General features: G+C 63.5%; 14 protein-coding genes. 6 read left to right on the forward strand and 8 right to left on the reverse strand.

Annotation, left to right across the window (positions count from 1 at the left end; all coding sequences use genetic code 11):
- Positions 1-99: 99 nt before the first annotated feature.
- The 6 genes from CLU91_RS05645 to CLU91_RS05670 form a co-directional block, all read right to left on the reverse strand.
- Positions 100-11,610 (reverse strand): YDG domain-containing protein, encoded by an 11,511-nt coding sequence (locus tag CLU91_RS05645; protein WP_100873367.1) that lies wholly within the window; start codon positions 11,608-11,610, stop codon positions 100-102.
- Between the two features lie 44 nt (positions 11,611-11,654).
- A complete protein-coding gene (locus tag CLU91_RS05650) occupies positions 11,655-13,322 on the reverse strand; it encodes a ShlB/FhaC/HecB family hemolysin secretion/activation protein (RefSeq protein ID WP_100873368.1) in 1,668 nt (555 codons plus the stop codon).
- A gap of 322 nt (positions 13,323-13,644) precedes the next feature.
- A complete protein-coding gene (locus CLU91_RS05655) occupies positions 13,645-14,367 on the reverse strand; it encodes an ABC transporter ATP-binding protein (RefSeq protein WP_100873369.1) in 723 nt (240 codons plus the stop codon).
- Positions 14,368-14,377: 10 nt separating this feature from the next.
- On the reverse strand, positions 14,378-16,321 hold the full coding sequence (locus CLU91_RS05660; protein ID WP_100873370.1) for a branched-chain amino acid ABC transporter ATP-binding protein/permease: 1,944 nt from the start codon (positions 16,319-16,321) through the stop codon (positions 14,378-14,380).
- A gap of 7 nt (positions 16,322-16,328) precedes the next feature.
- Positions 16,329-17,219: a branched-chain amino acid ABC transporter permease gene (locus CLU91_RS05665; protein ID WP_100873371.1), complete on the reverse strand. Its 891-nt coding sequence runs from the start codon at positions 17,217-17,219 to the stop codon at positions 16,329-16,331.
- Between the two features lie 85 nt (positions 17,220-17,304).
- Positions 17,305-18,462 carry an ABC transporter substrate-binding protein gene (locus CLU91_RS05670; RefSeq protein WP_096235813.1) on the reverse strand — a complete coding sequence of 386 codons (1,158 nt, stop codon included), beginning with the start codon at positions 18,460-18,462 and terminating at the stop codon, positions 17,305-17,307.
- A gap of 367 nt (positions 18,463-18,829) precedes the next feature.
- On the opposite strand from CLU91_RS05670, the gene CLU91_RS05675 reads away from it, so the two are divergent.
- Positions 18,830-19,738 (forward strand): hypothetical protein, encoded by a 909-nt coding sequence (locus tag CLU91_RS05675; protein WP_100873372.1) that lies wholly within the window; start codon positions 18,830-18,832, stop codon positions 19,736-19,738.
- 24 nt (positions 19,739-19,762) lie between these two features.
- Positions 19,763-20,185, forward strand: coding sequence for a hypothetical protein (locus tag CLU91_RS05680; RefSeq protein ID WP_100873373.1), 423 nt, complete (start codon positions 19,763-19,765; stop codon positions 20,183-20,185).
- Here CLU91_RS05680 and CLU91_RS05685 read toward each other — a convergent pair.
- Both CLU91_RS05685 and CLU91_RS05690 read right to left on the reverse strand, forming a co-directional pair.
- Positions 20,182-20,670 (reverse strand): tetratricopeptide repeat protein, encoded by a 489-nt coding sequence (locus CLU91_RS05685; RefSeq protein ID WP_100873374.1) that lies wholly within the window; start codon positions 20,668-20,670, stop codon positions 20,182-20,184. The genes CLU91_RS05680 and CLU91_RS05685 overlap by 4 nt on opposite strands.
- A complete protein-coding gene (locus CLU91_RS05690) occupies positions 20,667-22,700 on the reverse strand; it encodes a bifunctional 2',3'-cyclic-nucleotide 2'-phosphodiesterase/3'-nucleotidase (protein WP_100873375.1) in 2,034 nt (677 codons plus the stop codon). The genes CLU91_RS05685 and CLU91_RS05690 overlap by 4 nt, the downstream gene beginning before the upstream one ends.
- Positions 22,701-22,791: 91 nt before the next feature.
- Here CLU91_RS05690 and CLU91_RS28200 point away from each other — a divergent pair, with 91 nt between their 5' ends.
- The 4 genes from CLU91_RS28200 (at position 22,792) to lysS (ending at position 26,259) form a co-directional block, all read left to right on the forward strand.
- A complete protein-coding gene (locus CLU91_RS28200) occupies positions 22,792-22,986 on the forward strand; it encodes a hypothetical protein (protein ID WP_198521519.1) in 195 nt (64 codons plus the stop codon).
- A protein-coding gene (gene prfB / locus CLU91_RS05700) for a peptide chain release factor 2 (RefSeq protein ID WP_138829122.1) occupies positions 22,903-24,007 on the forward strand; the annotation gives its coding sequence in 2 pieces (ribosomal slippage) (positions 22,903-22,983 and positions 22,985-24,007; 1,104 coding nt in all). The genes CLU91_RS28200 and prfB overlap by 84 nt, the downstream gene beginning before the upstream one ends.
- A 2-nt stretch (positions 24,008-24,009) precedes the next feature.
- Entirely contained in the window at positions 24,010-24,711 is a 702-nt protein-coding gene (locus tag CLU91_RS05705; RefSeq protein ID WP_100873376.1) for an HAD family hydrolase, read from the forward strand.
- Positions 24,712-24,729: 18 nt separating this feature from the next.
- Complete coding sequence (lysS, locus tag CLU91_RS05710) at positions 24,730-26,259, forward strand: lysine--tRNA ligase (RefSeq protein WP_100873377.1); 1,530 nt, start codon at positions 24,730-24,732, stop codon at positions 26,257-26,259.
- Positions 26,260-26,308: the final 49 nt, after the last annotated feature.

Consider the following 26,308-nt stretch of genomic DNA (forward strand, 5'->3'; position numbering starts at 1 on the left):
TCAGTGCCCTCCCCGGTAAAACGCGATGAACCAAAAAAAATGCCGCTTCGCCTACATCACGAAGCGGCACTTCCACTGGCAAGCCCGGTTAATGCATGCTTACTGGCTTTCGATGCTGGTGTTGCCAGCCGCCGACGGCAGTCGCAGGCCCGTATCGACCACACTCAGACGCAAGCCCGGCAAGACATTGCTGTTCACCGATGCCGTCGTCAGCACCACCGGCGTGCTGCCCTGCTGCGGCTGGCCGCGCTCCGCCGCCACCTGCACCGCGTCTTCCTTGCTGGTCACGGTTTCGCCTTTCGCCACGACATCGGCCTGCACCATATTGCCCTGCGATGGCGCCACATTGACCGCCGCGATCACGCTGGCCACCGCGGCTTGCAGCGCTTCGGTCGGCTTGACGGTCAGCACGCCAGGCGTGTACGTCAACGCATAGTTGGTCGACGTCTGGCCGGCCGCCGACACCAGATAGCTGCCCGCTGGCGTAGCGATGGTGGCCGGCGTGCTGAACGCCAGATTGCCGCTGACCTCGTTCGCCAGCGTGTCGTTGCCCAGCAAGCCCGTGTAGCTGGCCGTGAAGGCGGGATTGACATTGCCTTGGTCTTTCTCGGCATTGCCCACCTTCACCCCCAGTTCCGCCTGCGTGATGCTGGCCGTGGTGGTCGCCGTGGCGTTGACCGTGTAATTGCCGGCGTCCGTACCGCCGAGGGCAATGCCGTTCACAGTCACCGTTTTGCTGGCGCCGGCGTTCTTGTCGGCAAAGCTGGCGCCGCTGTTACTGATGCTCAGCACGTCGCCGGCGATGCGGTTGTCCGCCAAAGTCACGCTGGCGTTGGTGGTGGTGTCATACACGCGCGACGCGGCGCCCGTGGCGCGCACCAGCAGGCTGGCTGGCGTAATGCTGGCCGTCAAACCGGTCGGATCGCTGACCGTGTAGTTGCTGGCCAGGCCGGTGATGGTGTCGACCAGGCTCGTGCCCGTCACCGTCACGGCTTTGCCATTGGCCGCGTTCTTGTCGCTGAACAAGGCTGTTTGACCCGCAATGCCCAGGCTTTCACCGGCCACCAGGCCGCTCAACACCCCACCGGACAGGCTGGCGACTGTATTGCCGTCGTAGACTTTATTGCCAGCCAGTTGGCCGCTTACCATCAAGGCCTTGGCCGTGATGCTGGCCGTCAAGCCGCTCGGGTTGCTGACCGTATAGTTGCTGGCCAGGCCGCTGGCGGTATCGACCAGGGTCGTGCCGCTGACCGTCACGGCTTTGCCATTGGCCGCGTTCTTGTCGGCAAACGTCGCCGTCTGGCCAGCCAAGCCCAGGCTTTCGCCCGCCACCAGGCCCGCCAGCACGCCACCGGACAGGCTGGCTTGTACATTGCCGTCGTAGACTTTATTGCTGGCCAGCTGGCCAGCCACCGTCAAGGCTTTCGCTGTAATGCTGGCCGTCAAGCCGGTCGGGTTGCTGACCGTGTAGTTGCTGGCCAGGCCGCTGGCGGTATCGACCAGGCTCGTTCCCGTCACCGTCACGGCTTTGCCATTGGCCGCGTTCTTGTCGCTGAACACGGCAGTCTGACCAGCAATGTCCAGGCTTTCGCCCGCCACCAGGCCACTCAACACACCACCGGACAGGCTGGCTTGTGCATTGCCGTCGTAGACTTTATTGCCGGCCAGCTGACCCACCACCGTCAAGGCTTTCGCTGTGATGCTGGCCGTCAAGCCGGTCGGATTGCTGACCGTATAGTTGCTGGCCAGGCCGCTGGCGGTATCGACCAGGGTCGTCCCGCTGACCGTCACGGCTTTGCCATTGGCCGCGTTCTTGTCGCTGAACACGGCGCTCTGGCCGCCAAAGCCCAGGGTTTCGCCGGCCACCAGGCCACTCAACACACCACCGGACAGGCTGGCTTGTGCATTGCCGTCGTAGACCTTGTTGACCGCCAGCTGGCCCGCCACCGTCAAGGCCTTGGCCGTGATGCTGGCCGTTAAGCCGCTCGGGTTGCTGACCGTGTAGTTGCTGGCCAGGCCGGTGATGGTGTCAACCAGGGTTGTTCCCGTCACCGTCACGGCTTTGCCACTGGCCGCATTCTTGTCGCTGAACACGGCAGTCTGACCCGCAATGTCCAATGCCTCACCCGCCACCAGGCCGCTCAACACCCCACCGGACAGGCTGGCGACTGTATTGCCGTCGTAGACTTTATTGCCAGCCAGTTGGCCGCTTACCATCAAGGCCTTGGCCGTGATGCTGGCCGTCAAGCCGCTCGGGTTGCTGACCGTGTAGTTGCTGGCCAGGCCGCTGGCAGTATCGACCAGGCTCGTGCCCGTCACAGTCACGGCTTTGCCATTGGCCGCGTTCTTGTCGCTGAACACGGCAGTCTGACCAGCAATGCCCAGGCTTTCGCCGGCCACCAGGCCACTCAACACACCACCGGACAGGCTGGCTTGTGCATTGCCGTCGTAGACCTTGTTGCTGGCCAACTGACCGCTTACCGTCAAGGCCTTGGCCGTGATGCTGGCCGTCAAGCCGGTCGGGTTGCTGACCGTGTAGTTGCTGGCCAGGCCGGTGATGGTATCAACCAGGCTCGTGCCCGTCACCGTCACGGCTTTGCCATTGGCCGCATTCTTGTCGCTGAACACGGCTGTTTGACCCGCAAAGCCCAGGCTTTCACCCGCCACCAGGCCGCTCAAGGCGCCACCGGACAGGCTGGCTTGTGTATTGCCGTCGTAGACTTTATTGCCAGCCAACTGACCGCTTACCGTCAAGGCCTTGGCTGTAATGCTGGCCGTTAAGCCGCTCGGGTTGCTGACCGTGTAGTTGCTGGCCAGGCCGCCGTTGCTGCCATTGGACAAGGCGCCGCCGGTGACGCTGACAGCCTTGCCGCTGCCGGCATTCTTATCCGCAAACGCACCGGCCATGGCCCCCAGGCCGACCGTTTCCGAGCCCACCAGTCCGCTCAGAGTGCCGCCCGTGATGGTGGCATCGAGCCCGCCGTCATAGGTTTTGTCGGCCGCCAGCGCGCCGGTGACGCTCAACGCTTTTTGCGTGATGGAACCCGTCACAGTGCTCGGATTGCTGACCGTGTAATTGCTGGCCCGGCCCGTGCCGTCAAGCAGACTGATGCCCGATACCGTCACGGCCTTGCCGTTGCCGGCGTTCTTGTCGGCGAACACGCCGCTGCCGCCAGACAACACCAGTGTTTCACCGCTGACCAGCCCGCTAAAACTGCCGCCAGCCAGGATAGCGGCCGTGGTGCCGTCATAGGCGCGCGTGCCGGCCGTCATGCCCGATACCGTCAGCGCTTTCGGCGTGATATTGGCGATCAGGCCGGTCGGGTTGCTGATCGTGTAGTTGGCCGCCAGGCCGCCATTGCCGCCGTTGACCAGGGTCGAACCGGTCGCCGTCACCGTCTTGCCGGTGCCGGCGTCCCTGGTATCGAAGGCGGCGCTCAAACCCGTCACGCCCAGGGTTTCCGTGCCGACCAGGCCGCTGATCGAGCCGACCGACAAGGTCGCCTTGGTGCTGCCGTCATAGACCTTGTTGACGGCCGACATGCTGGTAATCGTCAGCGCCTTCGGCGTGATGGCGCCGGTGCCGGTCGCGGTGCTGCTGGCCAGCGCGTAGTTGGCCGCGTCCGTGCCGCCCAGAGTCAGGAAGGAGATCGTCACGGCCTTGCCGACGCCCGCGTTCTTGTCGCTGAAGGCCGCCTTGGTGGCGCCGATGGCCAGGCTGTCGCCGCTCACCATGCCATTGAAAGTGGCCGTGGCCGTAGCGAAGGTGACGGAAGTACCACCGTCATAGACCTTGCTGTCGGCCACCACATTGGTCACCGAGCTGATGGTGGCCTGGCTGATATTGGCCGTCACGCCAGTCGGGTTGCCGACCGTGTAGTTGCTGGCCAGCCCGGTGCCGTCGGCCAGCGTCGCGCCGCTGACGGTGATCGCCTTGCCGGTGCCGGCGTTCTTGTCGCCGAAGGCGCCCGACAGGCCAGACAGGCCCAGGGTTTCACCGCCGACCAGGCCGTTCAGGCTGCCACCGGTCACGCTTGCCTTGGTCGTGCCGTCATACACCTTGTTGGCGGCCGCCACGCCGGTCACGCTCAAGGCTTTTTGCGCGATGCTGGCGATCAGGCCGCTGGCAGGGCCGACCGAGTAATTGCTGGCCAGGCCGCCGTTGCTGCCGTTGGACAAGGTGCCGCCGGTGATGCTGACGGCCTTGCCGCTGCCGGCGTTCTTGTCCGCAAACGCACCGGCCAGGCTTGCCAGGCCGACCGTTTCCGAACCGACAAAGCCGCTCAGGCTGCCGCCCGTGATGCTCGCATCGAGCCCGCCGTCATAGGTTTTGTCGGCCGCCAGCGCGCCGGTGACCGTCAGCACTTTTTGTGTGATGGACCCCTTCACATTGGTCGGGTTGGTCACGCTGTAATTGCTGGCCAGGCCCGTGCCGTCAGCCAGGCTGACGCCAGACACCGTCACGGCCTTGCCGTTGCCGGCGTTCTTGTCAACGAACACACCGGTGCCGCCCGACAAGACCAACGTTTCGCCGCTGATTACGCCGCTCAGGCTGCCGCCGGCCAGGGTCGCGCTCGTGTTGCCGTCATACACGCGCGTACCGGCCGTCATGCCCGACACCGTCAACGCTTTCGGCGTGATATTGGCCGTGAAACCGGTCGGGTTGGCCATCGTGTAGTTGCTAGCCAGGCCGCCGTTGCCGCCGTTGACCAGGGTCGTGCCAGTGGCCGTCACCGCCTTGCCGGTGCCGGCGTTCTTGTCGTCGAAGGTGACCGTCAAGCCCGTCACGCCCAGGGTTTCCGAGCCGACCAGGCCACCGATTGAGCCGCCCGTCACGCTGGCCTTGGTGTTGCCGTCATAGATCTTGTTGACAGCCGACATGCCGATGATGGTCAGGGCCTTCGGCGTGATGGCGCCGGTGCCCGTGCCGGTGGTGGCTGTCAGATTGTAGTTACCCGCATCGGTCCCGCCCAGGCTCAGGCCGCTGGCATTGACAACCTTGCCGCTGCCGGCGTTCTTGTCGATGAAGTTGGCCGAGGTCGCGCTGACGCTCAAGCTGTCGCCATTGACCATGCCGGCAAACGTGGCGCCGGCGTTGCTGACGGTGGCCGTATCTGTGGCGTCATACGTCTTGCCGGCGGCCGTGATGCCGGTCACGGCGGTGATCAGCGCCTGCGTGATGGTACCCGTGCCCGTGCCGGTGGTGGCCGTCAGATTGTAGTTACCCGCATCGGTCCCGCCCAGGGTCAAGCCGCTGGCATTGACAACCTTGCCGCTGCCGGCGTTCTTGTCGATGAAGTTGGCCGAGGTGGCGCTGACGTTCAAGCTGTCGCCATTGACCATGCCCGCAAACGTGGCGCCGGCATTGCTGACGGTGGCCGTATCCGTGCCGTCATACGTCTTGCCGGCGGCCGTGATGCCGCTCACGCTGGCAATTTGCGCCTGCGTGATGGTACCCGTGCCCGTGCCGGTGGTGGCCGTCAGATTGTAGTTGCCGGCGTCCGTGCCGCCCAGGGTCATGCCGCCGGCATTGACAACCTTGCCGCTGCCGGCGTTCTTGTCGGCGAAGGTGGCGGTGGTCGCGTTGACCGTCAGGCTGTCACCGCTTTTTTTGCCGCCGAACGTGGCGCCGGCCGCATTGACGATGGCGTTCAGGCCACCGTCGTAGACCTTGCTGTCGACCACGATATTGGTGACCGCGGAAATGGTGGCCTTGGTAATATTGGCCGTCACGCCGGTCGGGTTGCTGATCGTGTAGTTGCTGGCCAGGCCGCCGTTGCTGCCGACGGTCATGACCGCGCCGGTGATGGTGACGGCCTTGCCGGTGCCGACGTTCTTATCAAGAAACACGCCGACCATGCCGCCCACGCCGACGCCTTCCGCACCGACCAGGCCGTCGAGAATCACGGTACCGCCCAGGCTGACCGCGGTACCGCCGGTGTAGGCCCGGTTGGTGGCCGTGATACCGGTGATCGTCAGCGCTTTTTTGGTGATATCGCCGGTCACGCCGGTCGGATTGGCCAGCGAATAATTACTGGCCAGGCCGCTGCCGTCGACCAGCGTGGTGCCGGTCACGGTTACGACCTTGCCGGTGCCCGCGTTCTTGTCGGCAAACACGCCACTCTGGCCCGAGAAGCTCACGGTTTCGCCCACCACCAGGCCATCCAGGGTGCCGCCGGTCAGAGTGGCCTTGGTATTACCGTCATACGCTTTGGCGCTGGCGGCCAGGCCGCTCAACGTCAGCGCTTTTTGCGTAATGCTGGCGGTGCTCGCCAACGACACGCCGACCGTGTAATTGCTGGCCAGGCCGCCGCCAGTGCCATCGGACAGGGCGCCGCCGGTTACCGTCACGGCCTTGCTTGCGCCCGCGTTCTTGTCGCCAAAGACGCCGGTCAGGCTGGACAGGCCCAGCGTTTCCCCGCTGACCAAGCCGTCCAGGGCACCGCCGTTCACGGTGGCCGCCGTGCTGCCATCGTAGACCTTGTCGGCCGCCGTCGCGCCGGTCACCGTCAGCGCTTTTTGCGTGATGTTGCCGGTCGCGTCAGTGGCGTTGCTGACCGTATAGTTGCTGGCCAGGCCAGAACCATTGCCCAGGGTGGCGCCGGTCACGGTCACGGCCTTGCCGTTGCCCGCGTTCTGGTCGCTGAAGGTACCGCTCTGGCCGGACAGGTTCAGGGTTTCGCCGGTCACCAGGCCATTCAGGGTCCCGCCCGAAATGGTGGCCTTGGTGTTGCCGTCATAGCTCTTGCTGGCGACGTTCACGCCGCTGACCGTCAGGGCTTTTTGCGTAATATCGGCCAACAGGCCCGTCACGCTGCCGACCGTGTAGTTACTGGCCAGGCCACCGTTGCTGCCGTCTGACAAGGTACCACCACTGACCGTCACGGCCTTGCTGGTGCCGGCGTTCTTGTCGCCGAACGCACCGGACAGCGCGCCCAGGCCCACCGTTTCGCTGCCGATCATGCCGCTCAAGGCACCGCCGGAAATGGTGGCCGCCGTGTTGCCGTCATAGACCTTGTTGCCAGCCGTCGCACCGGTCACCGTCAACGCTTTTGGCGTGATACTGGACGTCAGGGTGGTATCGGCGAGCGTGTAGTTGGACGCCAGCCCGCCGCTGCCATTGCCCAGGGTGGTGTGAATGGTGACTACCTTGTTATTGCCGGCGTTCTTGTCGGCATACGTGGCGATAGAGCCTGATGTCAGCGTTTCGCCGCCCACATAGCCGGTAACGCTGCCCTTGTTGATGGAGGCCGTCGTGTTGCCATCGTACTCTTTGCTGGGATCCAACGCCAGGTTAACCCAGGTCAGCGTCTTGGCCGTGATGGTGCCGGTAATGCCGGTCGGCGCGGTGACCGTATAGTTGCTGGCCAGGCCTCCGTTGCTGCCATTGGAAAGCGAACCGACCGTCACCGTCACCGCCTTGCCGGCGCCGACGTTCTTGTTGGAGAATACGCCGATCGACGTGCCCAGGCCCAACGTTTCGCTGCCGATCAGACCACTCAAGGTACCGCCGGTCAGGGTGGCGCCTATACCGGCGTCGTATTCCCTGGTGGTCGCGGCCAGGCCGGTGACGGCCAATGCTTTCGGCGTAATGGTGCCGGTCAGGCCGGTGGCCGTGACAATATAGTTGCCACCGGCGCTGCCGGTGGTGATCGCCGTCACGGCCTTGCCGGTGCCCGCATCCTTGGTATCGAAGGTACCGGTGTTGACCGCGATGTTGACGTTATCCTGCGACAGCACGCCGACCAGCGAGCCGCCGGAAACCGTGGCGGCGGTGGTGCCGTCATAGTCGCGGGCGGTCACCGTGGCACCGGTCAGGGTCACGGCCTTTTTGTCGATGGTCAGGGTCGCCGCGTTGGAGCTGATGGCGTAACCACGCTGGCCGGAGTACAGGCCGCCGGCCGTGATGGCGTAGGTGCCGGCGTTGACGGCGCTGCCCGCCGCGCCGTAGTTCAGCGAACCGGACAGCGAGACGTTCGGGTTCGAATACGTGAAGCTTGGCGCCGCAAAGTTGGCGGTGCCGTCATAGGTCTTGCTGGCGTTCGAGGCAAACGTCACCTGCAGCGGCGTCATGAAGGCGCGCAGCAAGGGGTAGGTATTTGTGTCGTAGACGATCCACGTGCTGGCCAGGTCCCACGCTGCGCCGCTGTAGGTGGCCAGCAGCTTCATTTGCGCCGTGGTCAAGCCAGTGCCGGTGCCGGTGGCGCTGGTGGCCTGGCCCGTGGTGGTGGTATCCCAGAAATTGCCAGTGGCGGTGCCGCCACTATTTGCGCCGACCAGGCCACCCACGCTGGCGGTGCCGGAGACGGCGCCGGTGGCGTAGTTATTGGTCAAGGTGCCGGAGTTCAGGCCGACCAGGCCGCCTACATCGGTCCCGCCGCTCACCGCGCCGGAGGCATAGCTGTTGCTGACAGTGCCGCTATTGCTGCCGACTAGGCCGCCGACGTCGGTCGAACCGGTCACACTCATGGTGCTGTAATTGCCACTGACAAGGCCGGCATTGTTGCCGACCAGCGCGCCGGTGTTATCCCTGCCGGTGATGCTGCCGCCTTCCAGGCCGACATTGCGCACGATCGCGGAGCTAGACGTCGCGCCGAACAGACCAGCGTAATCCGTGCCGGGACGATTGACGACCAGGCCGGAAATGACATGGCCGGCGCCGTCGATGGTACCGGTGAACCTGGCGCCGGTGCTGGTACCGACCGGCACGAAGGTGCCGCCATTCCAGACATCGCCGCCGGTGCCGGTGCTGGCGGCGTTGATATCCTGCTTCAGCGTGTAGTTGCCGGCCAGGTTCATGGCCATCAGCTGCAACTGGTGCGACGAGTAGATATTGGTGCTGTACTCGGCCGACAGCATCGGCCCGGTGCCGCCTGTCGCGTTGCCTGCGCCGTTGAGCGTGCCGTCGGTATTGACCATGACCCAGTTATTGCCGGTCGAGCCGGTTGTGGTCGTGAAAACAAAGGCCGAGAAATTTTTGGCAACTTGCATTTCAGACGATGTCAGGCCAGTGATCGAAGGGGTAGTGGTGCCGCCATTTGTACCGACACCTAGCGCCGCAGGGTTCACGGTCAAGTTGTAATACCCGCCGGTGATCGAGGGACTCGTGCCGGCAGCGATGGTGCCGATCAGGCCGCCCAGGCTTCCGGAGCCGCCGGAAAACAGGCCTACCGCGCCGGACGAATAGGCATTCTGGGTCAAGCCAGCGCTGGTATTGGTGCCAATCAGGCCGCCCACCGCAGTAACGCCCGTCACCGAGCCGGTCGCGTAACTGTTTCTGATAATGCCTGAGTTTCCGCCAACCAGGCCACCAAATCCGGTGCCGGTGCCGCTACGGCTGCTCACCGCGCCGGTCGAGTAGCTATTGAGGATCTGGCTGGACGCCACATTGCTGCCAACCAGGCCGCCAGTCAGGCTATTGCTCGTCACGGCACCGGTATTGTAGCTGTTGGTGATGACTCCGGTAGCACGATTATGGGATGTCAGCCCCCCTGTATTGGTGGTTCCTGTCACATTGCCGCTATTGAAACTGTTGGTGATCGCGCCCAGATTGTTGCCAACCAGGCCCCCTGCGGTGTACGCGCCGATCACTTCGCCAGCGTTGTAGCTGTTGATGACGGTGCTGGTTTTGGTGGTATTGCCCACCAGCCCCCCCATCCAAAAGTCATAGTTCCCCACGACGCTGACCTTGCTGGTGTTGTAGCTGTCACTGATGGTGCCACTGTTGAGCCCGACAAGGCCGGCGCCGATGGCACCGGTCGTGACGGTCACCGAACCGCCGCTGGCATACGCATTGCTGATGGTGCCACTGTTGATGGCGGCCAGCGCGGCGATATTGCCTTGTGTACTGGCGATATTGGCGGAGATGACAGGCGCGACCAGGCCGATATTGCGTATGCTGCCACTGCTGGAGCCGAACAGGCCTGCGACGCCGGCGGCAGAGGTGGTCGAACTGTTCAAGCCGGTAATGACGTGGCCGAGGCCGTCGAACTTGCCGGAGAATGCGGTGCCGGTGGTGCCGATCGGCGTGAAACCGTTGGCGCCCCAGACCGCCGTGTTCGCCGTGACGCTGGCATCGATATTGGCGCCCAGCACGAAGTTGCCGCTCAGCGCATTTTTCAAGCCCTGCAAATCGGTGCCGCTGACGCTGGTGGCCGCGCCCAGGCTGTTGATGACCGTGTAGGCCGTCGCCGTGCCGTCGCTGCCCAGCTTGGTGCTGAAGTTCAGCCCCGATGGCAGGTCGATCTCGGCCTTGACATTGTAAGTGGACAGGTTGCTTGCCGCGACCGCCTGTTGCCCGTATTCCAGCGCCAGGCTGGCCGTGCCGGAGCCGCGCAGCGGCTGGTTGATGTTGATATTGTTTTGCGCCGTCATCTTCAGCTGGTTGGCCGACCATGAAATCGTGTCGTTGACGTTGATGTCGCCCAGCGTGCCGCTGCCGCCCGAGACGCTCTGAATGTGGACACTGTTGCTCTTGAGCGCATTGCTAAAAAACGCGCCGGTCTGGTCGCCGCCGGACGCCGCGATGGTGTAGTCGGTCGGGTCGATCAGCCAGGTGCCGGTCAGGCCGTTGCTGGAGGCCGTCGTGACCTTCAACGCGTCATCGAGTTTCACATGCGCAGCCGAGGTGTCAATAAAACCGCCGTTACCACCGCCAGGCGCGCTGGCGTCCAGCGTGCCGCCCGCGTTCACCGTACCGCTCTGCATGTCGCCCAGCAGCTTGATGGTGCCGCCGCGCGTGTCTATCGTATGCGCCTCGATCACGCCCGTGTTGTTGACCACGGTTTTCAGCAAGTCGCCGGCCGCCTGCGCCGTCAATACGACGCTGCCGCCGTCAGCCTTGATCATGCCGCCATTGCTGACCAAAGCGCCCACGGCGCCCGCGTTGACGGCGACATTGAGCAAGCCATCGCCCGCCACGTCCAGCGTGATGGCCCGGCCCGCCGCCAGGGCAACCGAGCCCAGGCGTGCCTGGATCGTGCCCTCGTTCGACACGTTGGCGCCCAGCAAGGCCACATAGCCGCCCGGCGCGCTGATCGAGCCCTGGTTCAGCACCTTGCCGGCACCGTTACCGCTAAATTGGTACTTGCCGGCCATGAAGTCGGCGTTGTTGATATCCAGGGTGGACGCTACCAGGCCGGCCGTGTTGACCGAGGCGCCCTGGCCGAACAGCACGCCGTTCGGGTTGACGATAAAGACCTTGCCGTTGGCCGACAAGTTGCCCAGGATGGTCGTGCCATCGCTGCCCAGCACGCGGTTCAGGGCTACCGCATTGCTGTTCGGCTGCACGAATTGCACCGACTCACCCTTGTTGATATTGAAATTGGCCCAGTTGATGACGGCATTCTGGCTGCCCTGCCGGATCACCGTGGCACCCGGTGCGCCCGTGATGCTGGCCTGGCCCGCCACCACCGTGCCGCCCGCCGGCCCGGCCAGCGCCAGAGAGCCATAGCCGAGCATCAGCGCCGCCGCCATGCTGGTCAAGGCGAAATGCGCCCCGCCCCCGCTGCATCCTGGCATCGAGCGCTTGCCGGCGGATTTGACGTTTTCGGACACGGCGGCGTAAGCGCCCGTGGCCTGGTTCCAGATGGAGCGGTAGATGCGGTTCATGGCGGTGTCCTGATTTTTTAACTTATTAATTAACTTGCATTAATTTAGAAATACTTGACGGCTTGCAGCCAGAAACGGCCTGCCGCATCCGGTGCCGAGGTCGCCTTGGCATTGCCCAGCTTGTGTGCGTAATACGCTTTCAGGACGAGCGCATTGGCGCCCGTCCACGTCACGCCCACGCCGGCGCCGCTCAGGGTGCGGCGGTTCTCGCCGGCGCTCCAGGCGTTGCGGTTCAGCTTGACGCTGCCCGTGTCGGCAAAGGCCAGCAGCTGCAGCTGGCCGGGCAAGGAAGTCAACGCCGGGAAGGCCGTGAGGTTCTGGCGCAGTTCCAGATTCAGCACGTAGCCCTGGTCGCCATACGCCTCGCCGCCCGGATAGGCGCGCACGCCGCCCACGCCGCCGATGCCCATCTTTTCCGAGACGTCGAGATTTTTCGACGCCGCCTGGCCGCTGACGGTGCCGAACAAGCTCGTCTCGCCGCCCAGGCTTTGCACGCGCGCCGCATTGAAAGCGAGCTTGTTGAAGTGGCCGTTACTCTTCACCGTCAGCTGGTCGATCAGGCGCGCCACCGGCGTTGCGATATCGATCTTGCCGGTGGTGTAGGTCAGCGAATACGTGCTCGCGCCACCGCCGCCCCAGCCATCCTTGGCGTCGCCGTTCAGGTTCAGCATCCACACCCTGGCCGTCTTGTCGTTGACCGTGCCCGTCGATTCCGTGCGGTCCTGGAAGGTCTTGTCGTCGTAGCTGAGCTGCGCATACAGGTTGCTGCTGCGCGAGCGGATCAGCGGATAACTGCCATACGCGCTGGCGATCTTCGCCGTGCCCTTGGCGTCGAGCACGGCAAATTCCTTGCCCAGCTTGTAATCCATATACGTGTAGGCGCCGCCCAGGCGCAGCAGCCCCGCCTGCCCCTGATACGCCAGGCGGCCGTAGTTCAGGCCGTCGGCCGAGGTGAAGGCGCGTAGCGTGGCCACGTCGCCGATGCCGGCCAGTTCATTGATGTTCAAGGTGGCGCCGATGCGGTTGCGGCCCGTGTAGCGGTTGCCCTGGTTATCGACGTCGATGCTGCCGTTGAAACGCGATCCCGGCTGCACCTCGACGATCAGGTCGGACGCGCCCAGGGAGGCCCCCGGCGCCAGGGTCGAGCTGACCTGCACGCCCGGCAAGTCCGACAACAGCAGCAAGCGCCGCTCCAGCGGCGGCGTAGAAATCACTTGCCCGTCGAGACCGGCCAATATCGTGCCGGCCAGGCCGTCGGACAGCTTGCTCTGGTTGCGCAACTGCACTTGCCCATACTGGCCTGGCAGCACGCTGATGTGCACCACGCCATCGTGGATATCCTGCGCCGGCAGATACGCCTGCGCGAGGAAATAGCCACGCTGCTGGTAATAGCTGGCAATTTTTGACGCCATGGCGCGCAGCTCGCCCAGGGTCAGCTCGCTGCCCGGCACGAAACCCGTGCTGGCGATCAGTTCGCTCTCGGTAAAGACGGGCGGCGCCGTCACCTGCAGGCGCTGTACCGTGATGCGCGTGGTATCGCCCACCGCGGTGGCCGGTACATTACCCTGCTGCACGCGGATGGCCGGCGGCGCCTTCGGCAACTGGGGCGCGACGGGAATCTGCTGCAGCTGGCTGCCAGCGCTGGGGGGATCGACGGCGTACGCGTTCTGGATCAACAGCAGCAGGGTCAGGGGCAGTAATTTGGCGCGCAAAAGAATCCTCTCGATCACATCATCAGCAGTGGGCGGAAAAGTTGCCACATATTAATTTAATAGTTCCTATACTGTAACAGTTCCGTTCTACAACTTGACCATCTTTATTCTTTATATTGAGAAAGTGCACATCGATTCGGTTTCCTGGCGAGTTTGGCGCGCCAAATGTGCACAATGTACAAACCGCGCGTCGATCACGCAGTTTCCCGTCGATTTGACGGCAAGCGGTCTTGTAGAGCCGCCTGCGTTGGCGGCAGCGGCAACAGCGGCCCGGCGCGAGCGGGCCGCTGCGGTGAGCTGGAAATACGCGTCAACCGTCCTTTCAATGCCCTCCCCCCAGATACGCGGCGATCACCTTCGGATCGGTCTTCAGACTTTCGGCCGGGCCGTGCACGGAGATGCTGCCGTTTTCCAGCACGTAGCCGTAATCGGCCACGTTCAGGGCGGCGGCGGCGAATTGCTCCACCAGCAGCATGGTCACGCCTTCGGCTTTCAGGCGCGTGATGATGCGGAAGACCTCTTCCACCAAAATCGGCGCCAGGCCCATCGACGGTTCGTCGAGCAGGATCACTTCCGGATTCAGCATCACGGCGCGCGCCATGGCCAGCATCTGCTGCTCGCCGCCCGAGAGCGTTCCGGCCAGCTGGTCGCGCCGCTCCTTCAGTCGGGGGAACAGTTCCAGCGCCTTGTCCAGGTCGCCCTTGATGTCGCCTTTCGGACGCGAACGTGTAAAGCGGGGAAAGGCGCCCAGCAGCAGGTTATCCGTCACCGACATCGAGGCGAACACGCGCCGCCCTTCCGGCGAATGGGCCAGGCCGGCGCGCGCGATCTTGTGCGAGTCGAGGCCCGTGACGTCCTTGCCGCCCAGGGTGACGGAACCGGATTTGGGTTTGAGCATGCCGGAAATGGCGCGCATGGTGGTGGTCTTGCCGGCGCCGTTCGAGCCGATCAGGGTCACCAGCTTGCCCTTCGGGACGTCAAGCGAAATGCCGTGCAGGACTTCGACTTTGCCGTAGGCGGCGTGCAGATTATGAATGGTCAGCATGGTCTTCCTCTCAGTGCGCCGCGGGGCTCAGGGTCTCGGCGCTGCCGCCCAGATAAGCTTCGATCACTTTCGGATCGCTCTGCACAAGCGCGGGTGCGCCTTCGGCGATCTTCTGGCCGAAGTCCAGCACCGTCACCACGTCCGACAGGGCCATCACCACGTCCATGTGGTGCTCGATCAGGATGATGGTGATGCCGTGGTCGCGGATCTTGCGGATGATGGCCATCAGCTCCTTGATGTCGGGCGCCGTCAGGCCGGCCGCCGGTTCGTCGAGCAGCAGTAACCGCGGGTTGAGGCCCAGCGCGCGGCCGATCTCCAGCAGCCGCTGCTTGCCATACGGCAGATTGCGCGCCTCTTCGTTGGCCAGGTCGGCCAGGCCGACGAATTCGAGGATGCTGGCGGCCCGCTCGCGCGCCAGGCGCTCTTCGCGCTTGTAGCGCGGCGTATGCAGCATCACGTCCAGCATGTTGGACTTGAAGGTGTTGTGCAAGCCCACCAGCACGTTTTCGGTGGCCGTCATCTCGCCGAACAGCTGCACGTTCTGGAAGGTGCGCGCCACGCCGCCCAGCGCGATTTCGGACGGCGTGCGGCCGGAAATGACGGCGCCGGCAAATTCGACCTTGCCCGCCGTCGGCTTGTAGATCCCCGTCAGCACGTTCATCATCGTGCTCTTGCCGGAGCCGTTCGGCCCGATCAAGCCGTGCACCGAGCCTTGCGTGACGTTCAAGTCCACCTGGTTCAGCGCTTTCAGGCCGCCGAATTGCATCAGGGCCTGGTCCACGCGCAGCAGCGTTTCGCCGCGCTGGCCACCCTGGGCGTGGTCAAAAGGCGCCACGCCGTGCGAGGCGACCGCCTGCACATGGCGCCGGCCCTTGCCCACAAAACTCATCAGGAAGCCGACGATGCCGTCCTGCAGGTAGTACACGACAAACAAGGTCATCAGGCCGAAGATGGTCAGGCGCCAGTCGATCATATTATCCAGTTTATAGGAATACGCGGCCAGGCCGATGGTGGCGACCAGCGGCACGAGCACGCCGCGCACGGTGGAACGCTTCTTGGCCAGCATGAAGGCCGAGCCGATCACGCCCAGCACGGCGGCGGCCACGGCGATCTTGCGGAACAATTCGATGTCCGCCAGCAGGCTGGGCAGCATGACGACGATCAGCGCGCCGATCAAGGCACCCGAGCGCGTCTTGCGCCCGCCCATGATGACGGCCAGCAGGAACAGAATGGTCAGCTCGAAGTTGTAGGTATTGGGCGAGATATACTCTTCCGAATACGCATACAGGCTGCCGGCCAGGCCCGCGAAGCCGGCGCTGATGACGAAGGCATACACTTTATAGCGATACACGGACACGCCCATGCAGTCCGAAGCGATGGGGCTGTCGCGCAAGGCTTCGAACGCGCGGCCCAGATTCGACTTCAGGATGCGGTGCACCACCACCAGCGAGATCACCATCAGCGCGGCGACCATGTAGTAGTACTCGACTTCCGTCAGTTTGTGGCCGAACAGGACGGGCTTGTGGATCTTGATGCCCATCGGGCCTTCCGTCAGGAAGCTCATTTCATTGATCAGGATTTGTATGATGGTGCCGAAGGCGAGCGTGACCATGGCGAGGTACGGCCCCGTCACGCGCAGGGCCGGCAAGGCGAGGATGGCGCCAAACAGGGCCGCGCCTACGATGCTGGCGGGAATGGCCAGCCAAAACGACAGGCCCAGCTTGAACACCAGCACGCCCGTGGCATACGAGCCGATGCCGAACAGGCCCGCGTGGCCCAGCGACACCTGCCCCGTGTAGCCGACGACGATGTCGAGGCCGAACAGCAGGATGGCGTAGATCAGGATGGTCTCGGCCAGGTGGATGTAATACGGATTCGGGATGACGATCGGGAACAGCACGAGCGCGGCCAGGCCCGCCGCGCTGAGCGCCAGCATGGTGAATTTCTTGTTCATGTGATCCTCAGACTTTCTTGATCGCGGCTTTGCCGAACAGGCCGGACGGCTTGACGGCCAGCACCAGCAGCAAGAGCAGCAGGCCTGGCACTTCCTTGTAGCCGGTGGAAATGTAATAGCCGGTGGTGGTCTCGGCGATGCCCAGGATCAGGCCGCCGACGATGGCGCCCACGCCCGAGGTCAGCCCGCCGATGATGGCCACTGCAAACGCTTTCAAGCCCAGCGAGGCGCCCATGGTGGCGCCGGTCAGGGTCAAAGGCGCCACCAGCACGCCCGCAAAGGCGGCCGTGGCCGACGACAGCGCATACGAAAAGGTGATCACCATGCCCGTATTGATGCCCATCAGGCCGGCCGCGTCGCGGTCGTTCGCCGTCGCCACCACGGCCTTGCCGTAGATCGACTTGCGGTTGAACAGCTCGACGGCCAGCATGATGGCCAGCGCGCCGACGATGACGGCTACCTGCATCGGCTGCACATTGGCGCCCAAGACCTTGAACGGCGCGGCGCTGAGCGGCGACGGGAAGGTCAGGTCGTCCTTGCCCCAGATGTTTTCCGCCACGTTTTTAAAGATGATGGCCAGCGCGATGGTCGACATGATCCAGCCGAATTCGGACTTGATCTTGATGGCGGGCCGCACGCCTATCCATTCGACGAACACGCCCTGCAAGGCGCCGAAGGCGATGACGATGGGGACCATCAGCAAATAGCTCATGTAAGGGCCGCCGTGGATGGTGCCCACCAGGGACAGGCCCACCAGCGCGCCCAGCATCAGGGACTCGCCCTGGCCGAAATTGAGGGTGCCGGAAGTGGCAAAGGTCAGCTGATAGCCGAAGGCGATGACGGCATAGATCATGCCCAGCGCGACGCCGCTGAAGACAAGCTGCAGGAAGATTTCCATGGTATTCCCCGGAAGACGAAAGATGAAAAAATGGCCAGTCCTGATTCCTCAAGGCTGGCCATTGCGCGGCGAATGTCCGCAGGGATTACTTGGCGAGGACGACCTTGCCGTCCTTGACTTCGCCAAACACGGTCAGCTCGGCCGTGATCGCTTCATGGTTGGTCTTGCTGAACGGTTTGTTGTAGGTCGTGACGGCGCCTTCGACCTTGTCCGTCAGGTTTTCCAGCGCGGCGCGCACTTTCGGGCCATCGGTGCCGCCCGCCTGCTTGAAGGCCGCAGCCAGCAGGTAGATGGAATCGTAGCCTTGCGCAGCCGAAACGGCCGACGGCATGCGGCCGCCCGATGGCTTGTAGGCAGCCACATAGGCGTCGATGAAGGCCTTGCGCTTCGGCGTGCTGGCATCCTGGATGAAGGTTTGCGGCATGCGCGTGCCGTTGCCGTTCTTGCCCGCGTTGTCGATGAAGTTACCCATGGCCAGGGTCCAGCTGCCGATCAGCGGCACTTTCCAGCCCAGTTTTTCCATGCCGTTGGCGATCTGCGCCAGTTCCGGGCCGATGCCGTAGGTCAGCACCACTTCCGCGCCGGCCTGCTTGGCTTTCAGCAACTGGGCCGTCATGTCGACGTCCTTGATGTTGTATTTTTCAATGGCGACGGGCTTGACGCCTTTCTTTTCCAGCGCCTTTTCCAGGTCTTCGCGGCCCAGCTGGCCATAGTTGGTCGAGTCGGCGAGGATCGCCACTTTCTTGAACTTGCGGTTCTCGATGGCCTCATGCACGATCATGCCGGACTGGATGGTGTCATTGGCCGCATTGCGGAAGATGTAGTTTTCCGGCTGGTCGGCGAACTGCTTGGTGACGATGGAGCCCGTCGCCACATTGTTCATGACGGGAATCTTCGCTTCCTGGTAGAAGCGCTGCGAAGCCAGCGCTACGCCCGTGTTGATATAGCCGACGGTGGCGGCGACTTTTTCCTTGTTGATCAGTTCTTGGGCGATTTGCACGCCGCGCTCGTTCTTCGCTTCGTCATCGCGCTCGATCAGCAGCAAGGAACGGCCCAGCACGCCGCCTTTGGCATTGATTTCAGCGACAGCCAGCTTGACGCCGTCGCGCATCGACACGCCCATCGGCGCAGAACCGCCCGTGAACGGTCCGGACACGCCGATCTTGATGGGGTCGGCTGCGACTGCCGCCTGCGAGAAACCCAAAACCAAACTTGCCACAAGCAATTTCTGTTTCAAATTCATTGTCATCTCCTCTGTTACAACGTTTTTAGTGCCACTTATTTTTATTGTCGTACGCTGGATAACCGCCCCATCGATAAATCATTGTAGGTGAGTAAACATGCACCAGCAACAACTACATATGACGCATCGCAACATGCAGAAAACACCGAATTGCTGGCCCGATGTCAGTCTTTTGTAAGGAAAATATGGCGCAAATTGGAACACACCGCAGCATTCGACAACAGTGCTGCCACCGATGCGGGCCGGCCGGATGCCGTCAACAGCATGCTGATCTGGCGCAATACTGCTACTGCCCAGCATGCTAACGTCGGCCATGCCAGCGCGTGCGCGCCGGACCCATCAGCCGCTCCTACCGCATGGAGGCCATATGCAGCGCCCTTCGAACTCATCCATTTTTTCCCTGCTACTTGGCGCCAGCGCCAGCTTGCTGCTGGCCGGCTGCGCCACCGACCTGGCGCCCGTGCGCACCTTTGCCGAACAGACGCAAAAGATGTCGCAGCACTTCGAACCCATGCTGGCGGGCGGCGTCCACAGCTGCATGGACAAGGCCATGCGCAAGCGCTTGATTCTGGCCGAGCGTTTCGATGCGCAAGCCAGTGAACAGGCGGCGCGCGCCGATTGCGCCGCCATCGCGCAGGCCAGCGCGTCAGTCGCCAGCCTGAACGACATCCTGCTGCGCTATGCCAGCACCCTGGCGGCGCTGGCCGATGACAAGCTGCCCGTCTACAAGGACGAATTGGGGGGACTGGGCGATGCGCTGGGCGGCCTGGCGCAGCCGGGTGGTGGCGCGCCCCTGCTCGATGCTGGCAAGCTGTCCAAGGTCGTCAAATTGAGCGAGCACCTGAGCCGCCTGGCCACGCAGCGCCTGCAGAAATCGGCCTTGCGCGAATTGCTCGACGAGCAGGAAGCCGTCGATATCGTCAGCAATGCGCTCAAGGAGTATGCGCAGCGCAGCTACCGCGCCGGACTGCAGGATGAATTGCGCGACCTCGACCTGTTGCGCGGCGCCGTCGACAAGGCCGCGCCGCGCGAACCGCTGGCCGCCAACTACATCCGCACGCGCTTGCACCTGGAAGGGCGGCAATTGCAGGAACGGGAAAAGATCGTCGCCGCATATGTCGCCGCCGTCGACGCGCTGCAAGCGAGCGTGGCCGCGCTGCGGGCCAATCTCGATCGCCTGCAGGCGCCCGAACTGGAACGGCAACTGGCGCAGTTTTCACGCGACGTCGCCACGCTGCAGCAGCAAGCGGCGTTCTATGCCCCGACCCGCTGGTAAATGGCAGGCACACCGGAGACTCCCATGGCCCCACTGACCGAACTGACCGAACTGACAAAAGACCAAAGCTACGCCATCGCCGACAGCCTGGCGCAGGCATCAAGCCTGGTGCTGGAATTGCGCATCCGCGAACGCGAGGCGCTGGCGCCGGACGAGCGCGCGCTGCTGGAACAATATGAAAACCACCTGGACCAGATGGTGTCCCTGTTTCGCGCGTACGGCATCTACCTGACGGCCGCAGGCGCCGAGCAGGCGCGCGGCGATATCGAGGGCGCCATCGCCAAGGGCAAGCTGCAGCTCAAGCGCATCGCCGACGTGAAAGCGGCCATCGCTGCGGCGGCCAGACTGGTCGACCTGGGCGCGGCCATCCTGTCGCGCGACCCGTTCGCCATCGGCGAAGCGGCGGCCAGCCTGCGGAGCAAGCCAAAGAAGGACGAGAAGACCTAAGGTTCCGGCGGGCGGTGTCCCATCGCGTGCGTGGCCATCTTCAGGTACAGATTGCCCTGCTCCTCATTGTGCGCATAGCCCATCTGCCCTTCGCTCAGGGCCACGGATTTCTGCTGCAGCGCTTCCGGGTAGCCGAGGTCGCAGGCGGCGTCGAGCCAGTAGCGCGCCCTGACCTCGTCGCTCGTCAGCAGCATGTTCGCCACGATGAACATGGCCGGCGCCACGCCGCGTTGCGCGGCCAGCTCCAGCCAGCGCAGCGCGGCGGCGCCGTCCTGCGGCCCGCCCATGCCGTTTTTCAGCATCAGGCCAAGATAGTACGCTGCGGGACCGCTGCCCTGCCCAGCCGCCTGTTCGAACAGCGCGCGCGCCTGCGGCTGGGACGCTGTCCCTGCGCGCATCAGCACCTTGGCCCGGGCGGTGACATCGGGCGCGGCCACCACGGGCGACGCCAGCGCGGCGGCCAGCAGCAAGTTTGCCAGCATCATTTCGACAGGTCGAGCTGGTACAGGGCAAAGCCCTTGCCCGCGCCATCGTCAAGCTTCAGCTGCGTGACGTTGCCGATGCCGGCCGCTTTGGCCAGCTCGATCACGCCCGGCGCGGAATGGAACACCACGGGGCCTTTCGTCGCGGCCTTGGCGAAGCGCCAGCTGCGCGCCGAGCCGTTTTTCGCGCGCGTCAGGTTCTTTTCCTTGGTCACGTAGGCGATCAGCAGTTCGCGGTTGTTGTCGGGCGAGGCCACCACCGTCTTGCTGCCATCGAGGCCAGGGAAGTTGCCGCCGCCGCTGGCGCGGTAGTTATTTGTCGCGATGAGGAACTCCTGCGCCGCGTCCACAGGTTTACCTTTGTAGCTCAGCGCCTGGATGCGCTGGCCGGGCTGTTGCGTGACGTCGATCTGGTAGCGCACGTCGGCGCTGGTAATGGCGTCGAAGTTGTAGCTCGGGTGCGCCGCGTTGACCAGTTCCTGCGCTTCGAGCTTGTTCGGGTCGATGGTATTGAAGCGCCGCGCCGACTGTTCCAGCCAGGCTTTCAGTTCCGCGCCATTCATCTTCACGCCGTACAGCGCGTTCGGATACAAATACAGATCGGCAGCGTTATTGAGCGCCACATTGCCCGCCTTGACGTCCGTGTAGTCGGACACGCCGGCCGAGCCGCTCTTGAACGGCGACGACATCGACAGCACGGGCAAGTGCGCAAACTGCGGCAGGTTCGCCTTCACATACGCGGCCAGGTAGGCCGCTTGCGCCTGATTCACTACCTCGATGGCGCTCACGTCGCCCACGTCGGCGAAATACGTCGACATGCGGAAGTCCGTGGCGCCGACCGGCGTCTGCACGTAGGCAATCGTCGCCGCGTGTTCCTCGGCCACCAGCCTGGCGATGGCAGGATCGGGCTGCACGTAACTCTTGTCCGCGTTCTGGATGCCGCGCGCTTCCACCGTCGTGGCGCTCTTGTCGACGACCCACTGCTTGCCGTCGTGGCGCAGGCGCAAACCGATCACGCCCAGGTGCTTGCCCCACAAATTGGCCATCACGGTGGGCACGCCGTTGACCAGCCCCTTGACCTTGTCGACGCCGGGCAAATTAAACTGCGGCACCGTGCTGGCCGCGTTCGGGAACAGCTGGTGCGAATGGCCGATCAGCATGGCGTCCACGCCCGGCACTTGCGACAGGTAGTAATTGCCGTTTTCCATGGTGGGCGAATACGGGCTGTCATCGAGGCCGCCGTGCGAAATGGCCACTACCAGTTCGGCGCCTTTGGCGCGCATCTCGGGGATGAATTTTTCCGCCGTCTCGCGCACGCCCTGCGTGTAGACGCGCCCTTCCAGCCAGCGCTTGTCCCAGGCCATGATGGTGGGCGGTGCAAAGCTGATGATGCCCACCTTCACGGTGGAGGTGATTGCCTTGCCATCGGGGCCGGTCGCCGTGATCTGCTTGTTAATGATGTGGTATGGCGCAAACAGGGGCTGGCCCGTCTTGACGCTGTAGACGTTGGCCAGCACTTGCGGGAAGGCGGGGCCGGCGCAGCGCGGTCTGGCAGAGTCCACGCTGTCGACGTCAAACTGGTTGCCCGTGACCTGGCTCAGGAACGCCAGGCCGTAGTTGAATTCATGGTTGCCGATGCCGCCGCCGTCCACCTTCAGCAAATTCATGGCCTTGTAGATGGCCAGGGTCTGGTCGCAGGCCAGCGGTTTTACCAATGCCTGGTAGTCGGCCAGCGCCGTGCCCTGGATGGTGTCGCCGTTATCGAGCAAGAGGTTGTTCGGAAATTGCGCGCGCGCCTGGACGATCAGGGCCGCCGTGCGTTCCAGGCCGATCGACGGTTCCGCCTGCAGCTTGTAGTAATCATAACTGAGCACATTCGCGTGCAAGTCCGTCGTCTCCAGCAGGGCCAGGGTGGCCGTGCTGCCTGCTGGCATGGCGGCCATCGCGCGGACCGGTTCGTGGGCGGCGGGCGGCAAGGCGCCGCAGCCGGCCAGCAGCAGCGGTAACAGGGCGAGACGGGGAGATTGAAGCATGATGTATTCCTGTGGAAAGACAATATCGCCAGCATCATACGCAGCACGCCAGCCATCTTCAAGGCAAAAATATTGTCGCAAATATAGCAAAATGACGATTTTATTGCCCCGTGCGGCATCGATTCGGCGCCGCCGGCATCAGAAACGCGCCGCGCTCGCGTATAATTCAAGGTTTGATTTCACCATAGAAGACCAGAACATTATGGAAGCCGAACGCATCAATATCATCTCCGCCCTGCTCAACGACCTGACGGTCCGCGAAGCCGAACTTCGGAGGTATCTTTGACTTCACTGTCAAGTCGGAGAAACTAGAGCAAGTCAACGAAGAGCTGGAAGATCCCACCGTCTGGAACGATCCCAAGCGCGCCCAGGACCTCGGTAAAGAGAAGAAGGCGCTGGAAGCGATCGTCTTCACCCTGGCCAAGGCCGATGCCGACCTGCGCGACACCCGCGACCTGTTCGACATGGCGCGCGAAGAAGGCGATGACGACACGCTCGAAGCGATCGAGCAGGACGTGCAGGAAATCCGCAAGGTCATCGAAAGCATGGAATTTCGCCGGATGTTCAACAATCCGATGGACCCGAACAACTGCTTCATCGACATCCAGGCCGGTGCCGGCGGTACGGAAGCCCAGGACTGGGCGTCGATGCTGCTGCGCCAGTACCTGCGCTATTGCGAACGCAAGGGTTTTAAAGTTGAAATCCTCGAGCAGTCCGACGGCGAGGTAGCCGGCATCAAGACGGCCACCCTGAAGGTCGAGGGCGATCACGCCTACGGCTTCCTGCGCACGGAAACGGGCGTGCACCGCCTGGTGCGCAAGTCGCCATTCGACTCGGCCAACGGCCGCCACACCTCGTTTACGTCGCTGTTCGTGTATCCCGAAGTCGACGATTCGATCGAGATCGACGTCAACCCGGCCGATATCCGCGTCGATACCTACCGCGCGTCGGGCGCCGGCGGTCAGCACATCAACAAGACCGACTCCGCCGTCCGCATGACCCATGCGCCGACCGGCATCGTGGTGCAGTGCCAGAACGACCGTTCGCAGCACCGCAACCGCGCCGAAGCGATGGAAATGCTGAAAGCGAAACTGTACGAGCATGAACTGCGCAAGCGCATGAGCGAGCAGCAAAAGCTGGAAGACTCGAAGACGGACGTGGGCTGGGGTCACCAGATCCGCTCCTACGTGCTGGACCAGTCCCGCATCAAGGACTTGCGCACCGGTTTCGAGACGGGCAATACCAAGGGCGTGCTCGATGGCGACATCGACGAGTTCATTTCCGCCTCGCTCAAGCAAGGCGTGTAAGGATGAACGCATCCGCTCCGGCATTGACGCAGCGCGCCTTCCTGTTCGACATGGATGGCACGATCGTCGACAACATGGCCTTCCACACGACATCGTGGCTGGCGTTCTTTGAACGTCACGGCCATGCGCTGGATGCGGATGCCTTTTTCCGCGACACGGCAGGACGGCAGGGACATGAAATCATCGCCCAATACCTGGGCGCGGATGCCGACCACGTCACCCTGCTGGCTGAAAAGGAAGTCGTCTACCGCGAACTGTATGGCCCGCACCTGGCGACGGTGCCTGGCTTCGACCAGCTGATCGCCAGCGCGCGCCAGGCTGGCGTGGGACTGGTGGTGGGCACGGCCGCGCCGGCCGAGAACATCGCGTTCACGCTCGACGGCCTGGACCTGCGCCACCGCTTCGACGCCATCGTCGGCGCCGCCGACGTGGAACGGGGCAAGCCGCATCCGGACGTTTTCCTGAAAGGCGCGCTGCTGGCCGGCGCGCTGCCGCACAACTGCATCGTCTTTGAAGACGCGCCCCTGGGCGTGGAAGCGGCGCGCCGTGCCGGCATGCGCGTCGTGGTACTCACCACCACCCTGCCAGCCGAAGCGTTTGCCGCGTTCGACAACATCATTGCCATCGTGCCGGATTTCTCCGCACTCGACGTCGACGCACTGTTTGCCAGCGTGGCGCCAGCGCTGGCGCCACATCACCAATAATCACCAACGAAGAACACCATGACTACGGATATCCAAGAACAAGCCGCCGCCCCCGATGAAAACAAGATCATCGCCGAGCGCCGCGTCAAGCTGGCAGCACTGCGCGAACAAGGCATCGCCTTCCCGAACGATTTCCGCCCCGAGCACAAGGCGGCCGATCTGCACGCGCAATACGGCAGCAAGACGCGCGAAGAGCTGGAAGCCGAACCTGTCACCGTGGTGCTGGCCGGCCGCATGATGCTCAAGCGCGAAGCGGGCAAGAAAGCCGCTTTCGCCACCCTGCAAGACGCTTCCGGCCCGAAAGCCGATGGCCGCATCCAGATCTACGCCACGCTCGATCTCACCGGCGAAGCGGCCATGGCCGCCCTGCACCACTATGACCTGGGCGATATCCTGGGCGTGACGGGCACGCTGTTCAAGACCAAGACGGACGAACTGACCATCAAGGTCACCGAACTGCGTTTGATCACCAAGTCGCTGCGCCCGCTGCCAGACAAATTCCACGGCCTGGCCGATCAGGAAACCAAGTACCGCCAGCGCTACGTCGACCTGATCATGAACGAAGAGACGCGCCGCACCTTCAAGGCGCGTACCGCCGCCATCTCGTCGATCCGCCGCTTCATGGAAAAGAACGAGTTCATGGAAGTGGAAACGCCGATGCTGCACACGATCCCGGGCGGCGCGGCGGCCAAGCCATTCGTCACGCACCACAATGCGCTCGACATGGAAATGTATCTGCGCATCGCGCCCGAGCTGTACCTGAAGCGCCTGGTCGTGGGCGGCTTCGACCGCGTGTTCGAGATCAACCGCAACTTCCGCAACGAAGGCGTGTCGATCCGCCACAATCCGGAATTTACGATGATGGAATTCTACGCGGCCTATACCGACTACAAATGGCTGATGGATTTCACGGAAGCCGTCATCCGCCAGGCCGCCATCGACGCGCACGGCACCGCCACCCTGACCTACGGCGGCCGCGAACTGGATCTGGCAAAACCGTTCCACCGCCTGACCATCGTCGAAGCGATCAACAAGTACGCGCCGGGCTACACGCCGGAGCAGTTGAACGATGCGGACTTCATCAAGGAAGAGCTGAAGAAATTCGGCGTCAAGCCGTTCGCCACGGCCGGCCTGGGCGCGCTGCAACTGGCGCTGTTCGAAGAGACGGCGGAAGCGCAGCTGTGGGAACCGACCTACATCATCGACTACCCTGTTGAAGTGTCGCCACTGGCGCGCGCTTCCGACACGGTGGCCGGCATCACCGAACGTTTTGAATTGTTCATGGTGGGCCGCGAAATTGCCAACGGCTTCTCCGAGTTGAACGATGCGGAAGACCAGTCGGCCCGCTTCCTGGCGCAAGTGGCCGCCAAGGACGCCGGCGATGAAGAGGCGATGTTCTACGACGCCGACTACATCCGCGCGCTGGAATACGGCATGCCGCCAGCCGGCGGCTGCGGCATCGGCATCGACCGCCTGATGATGATCATCACGGATTCGCCGAACATCCGCGACGTCCTGTTGTTCCCGCATTTACGCCGCGAAGAGTAATCACGGACGCAAGCCGATAAAAAGCCGCCTGATCTTGCGATCAGGCGGC

It is taken from the genome of Janthinobacterium sp. 64 (assembly GCF_002813325.1).
In the GTDB taxonomy this organism is placed as follows: Bacteria; Pseudomonadota; Gammaproteobacteria; order Burkholderiales; family Burkholderiaceae_D; genus Janthinobacterium.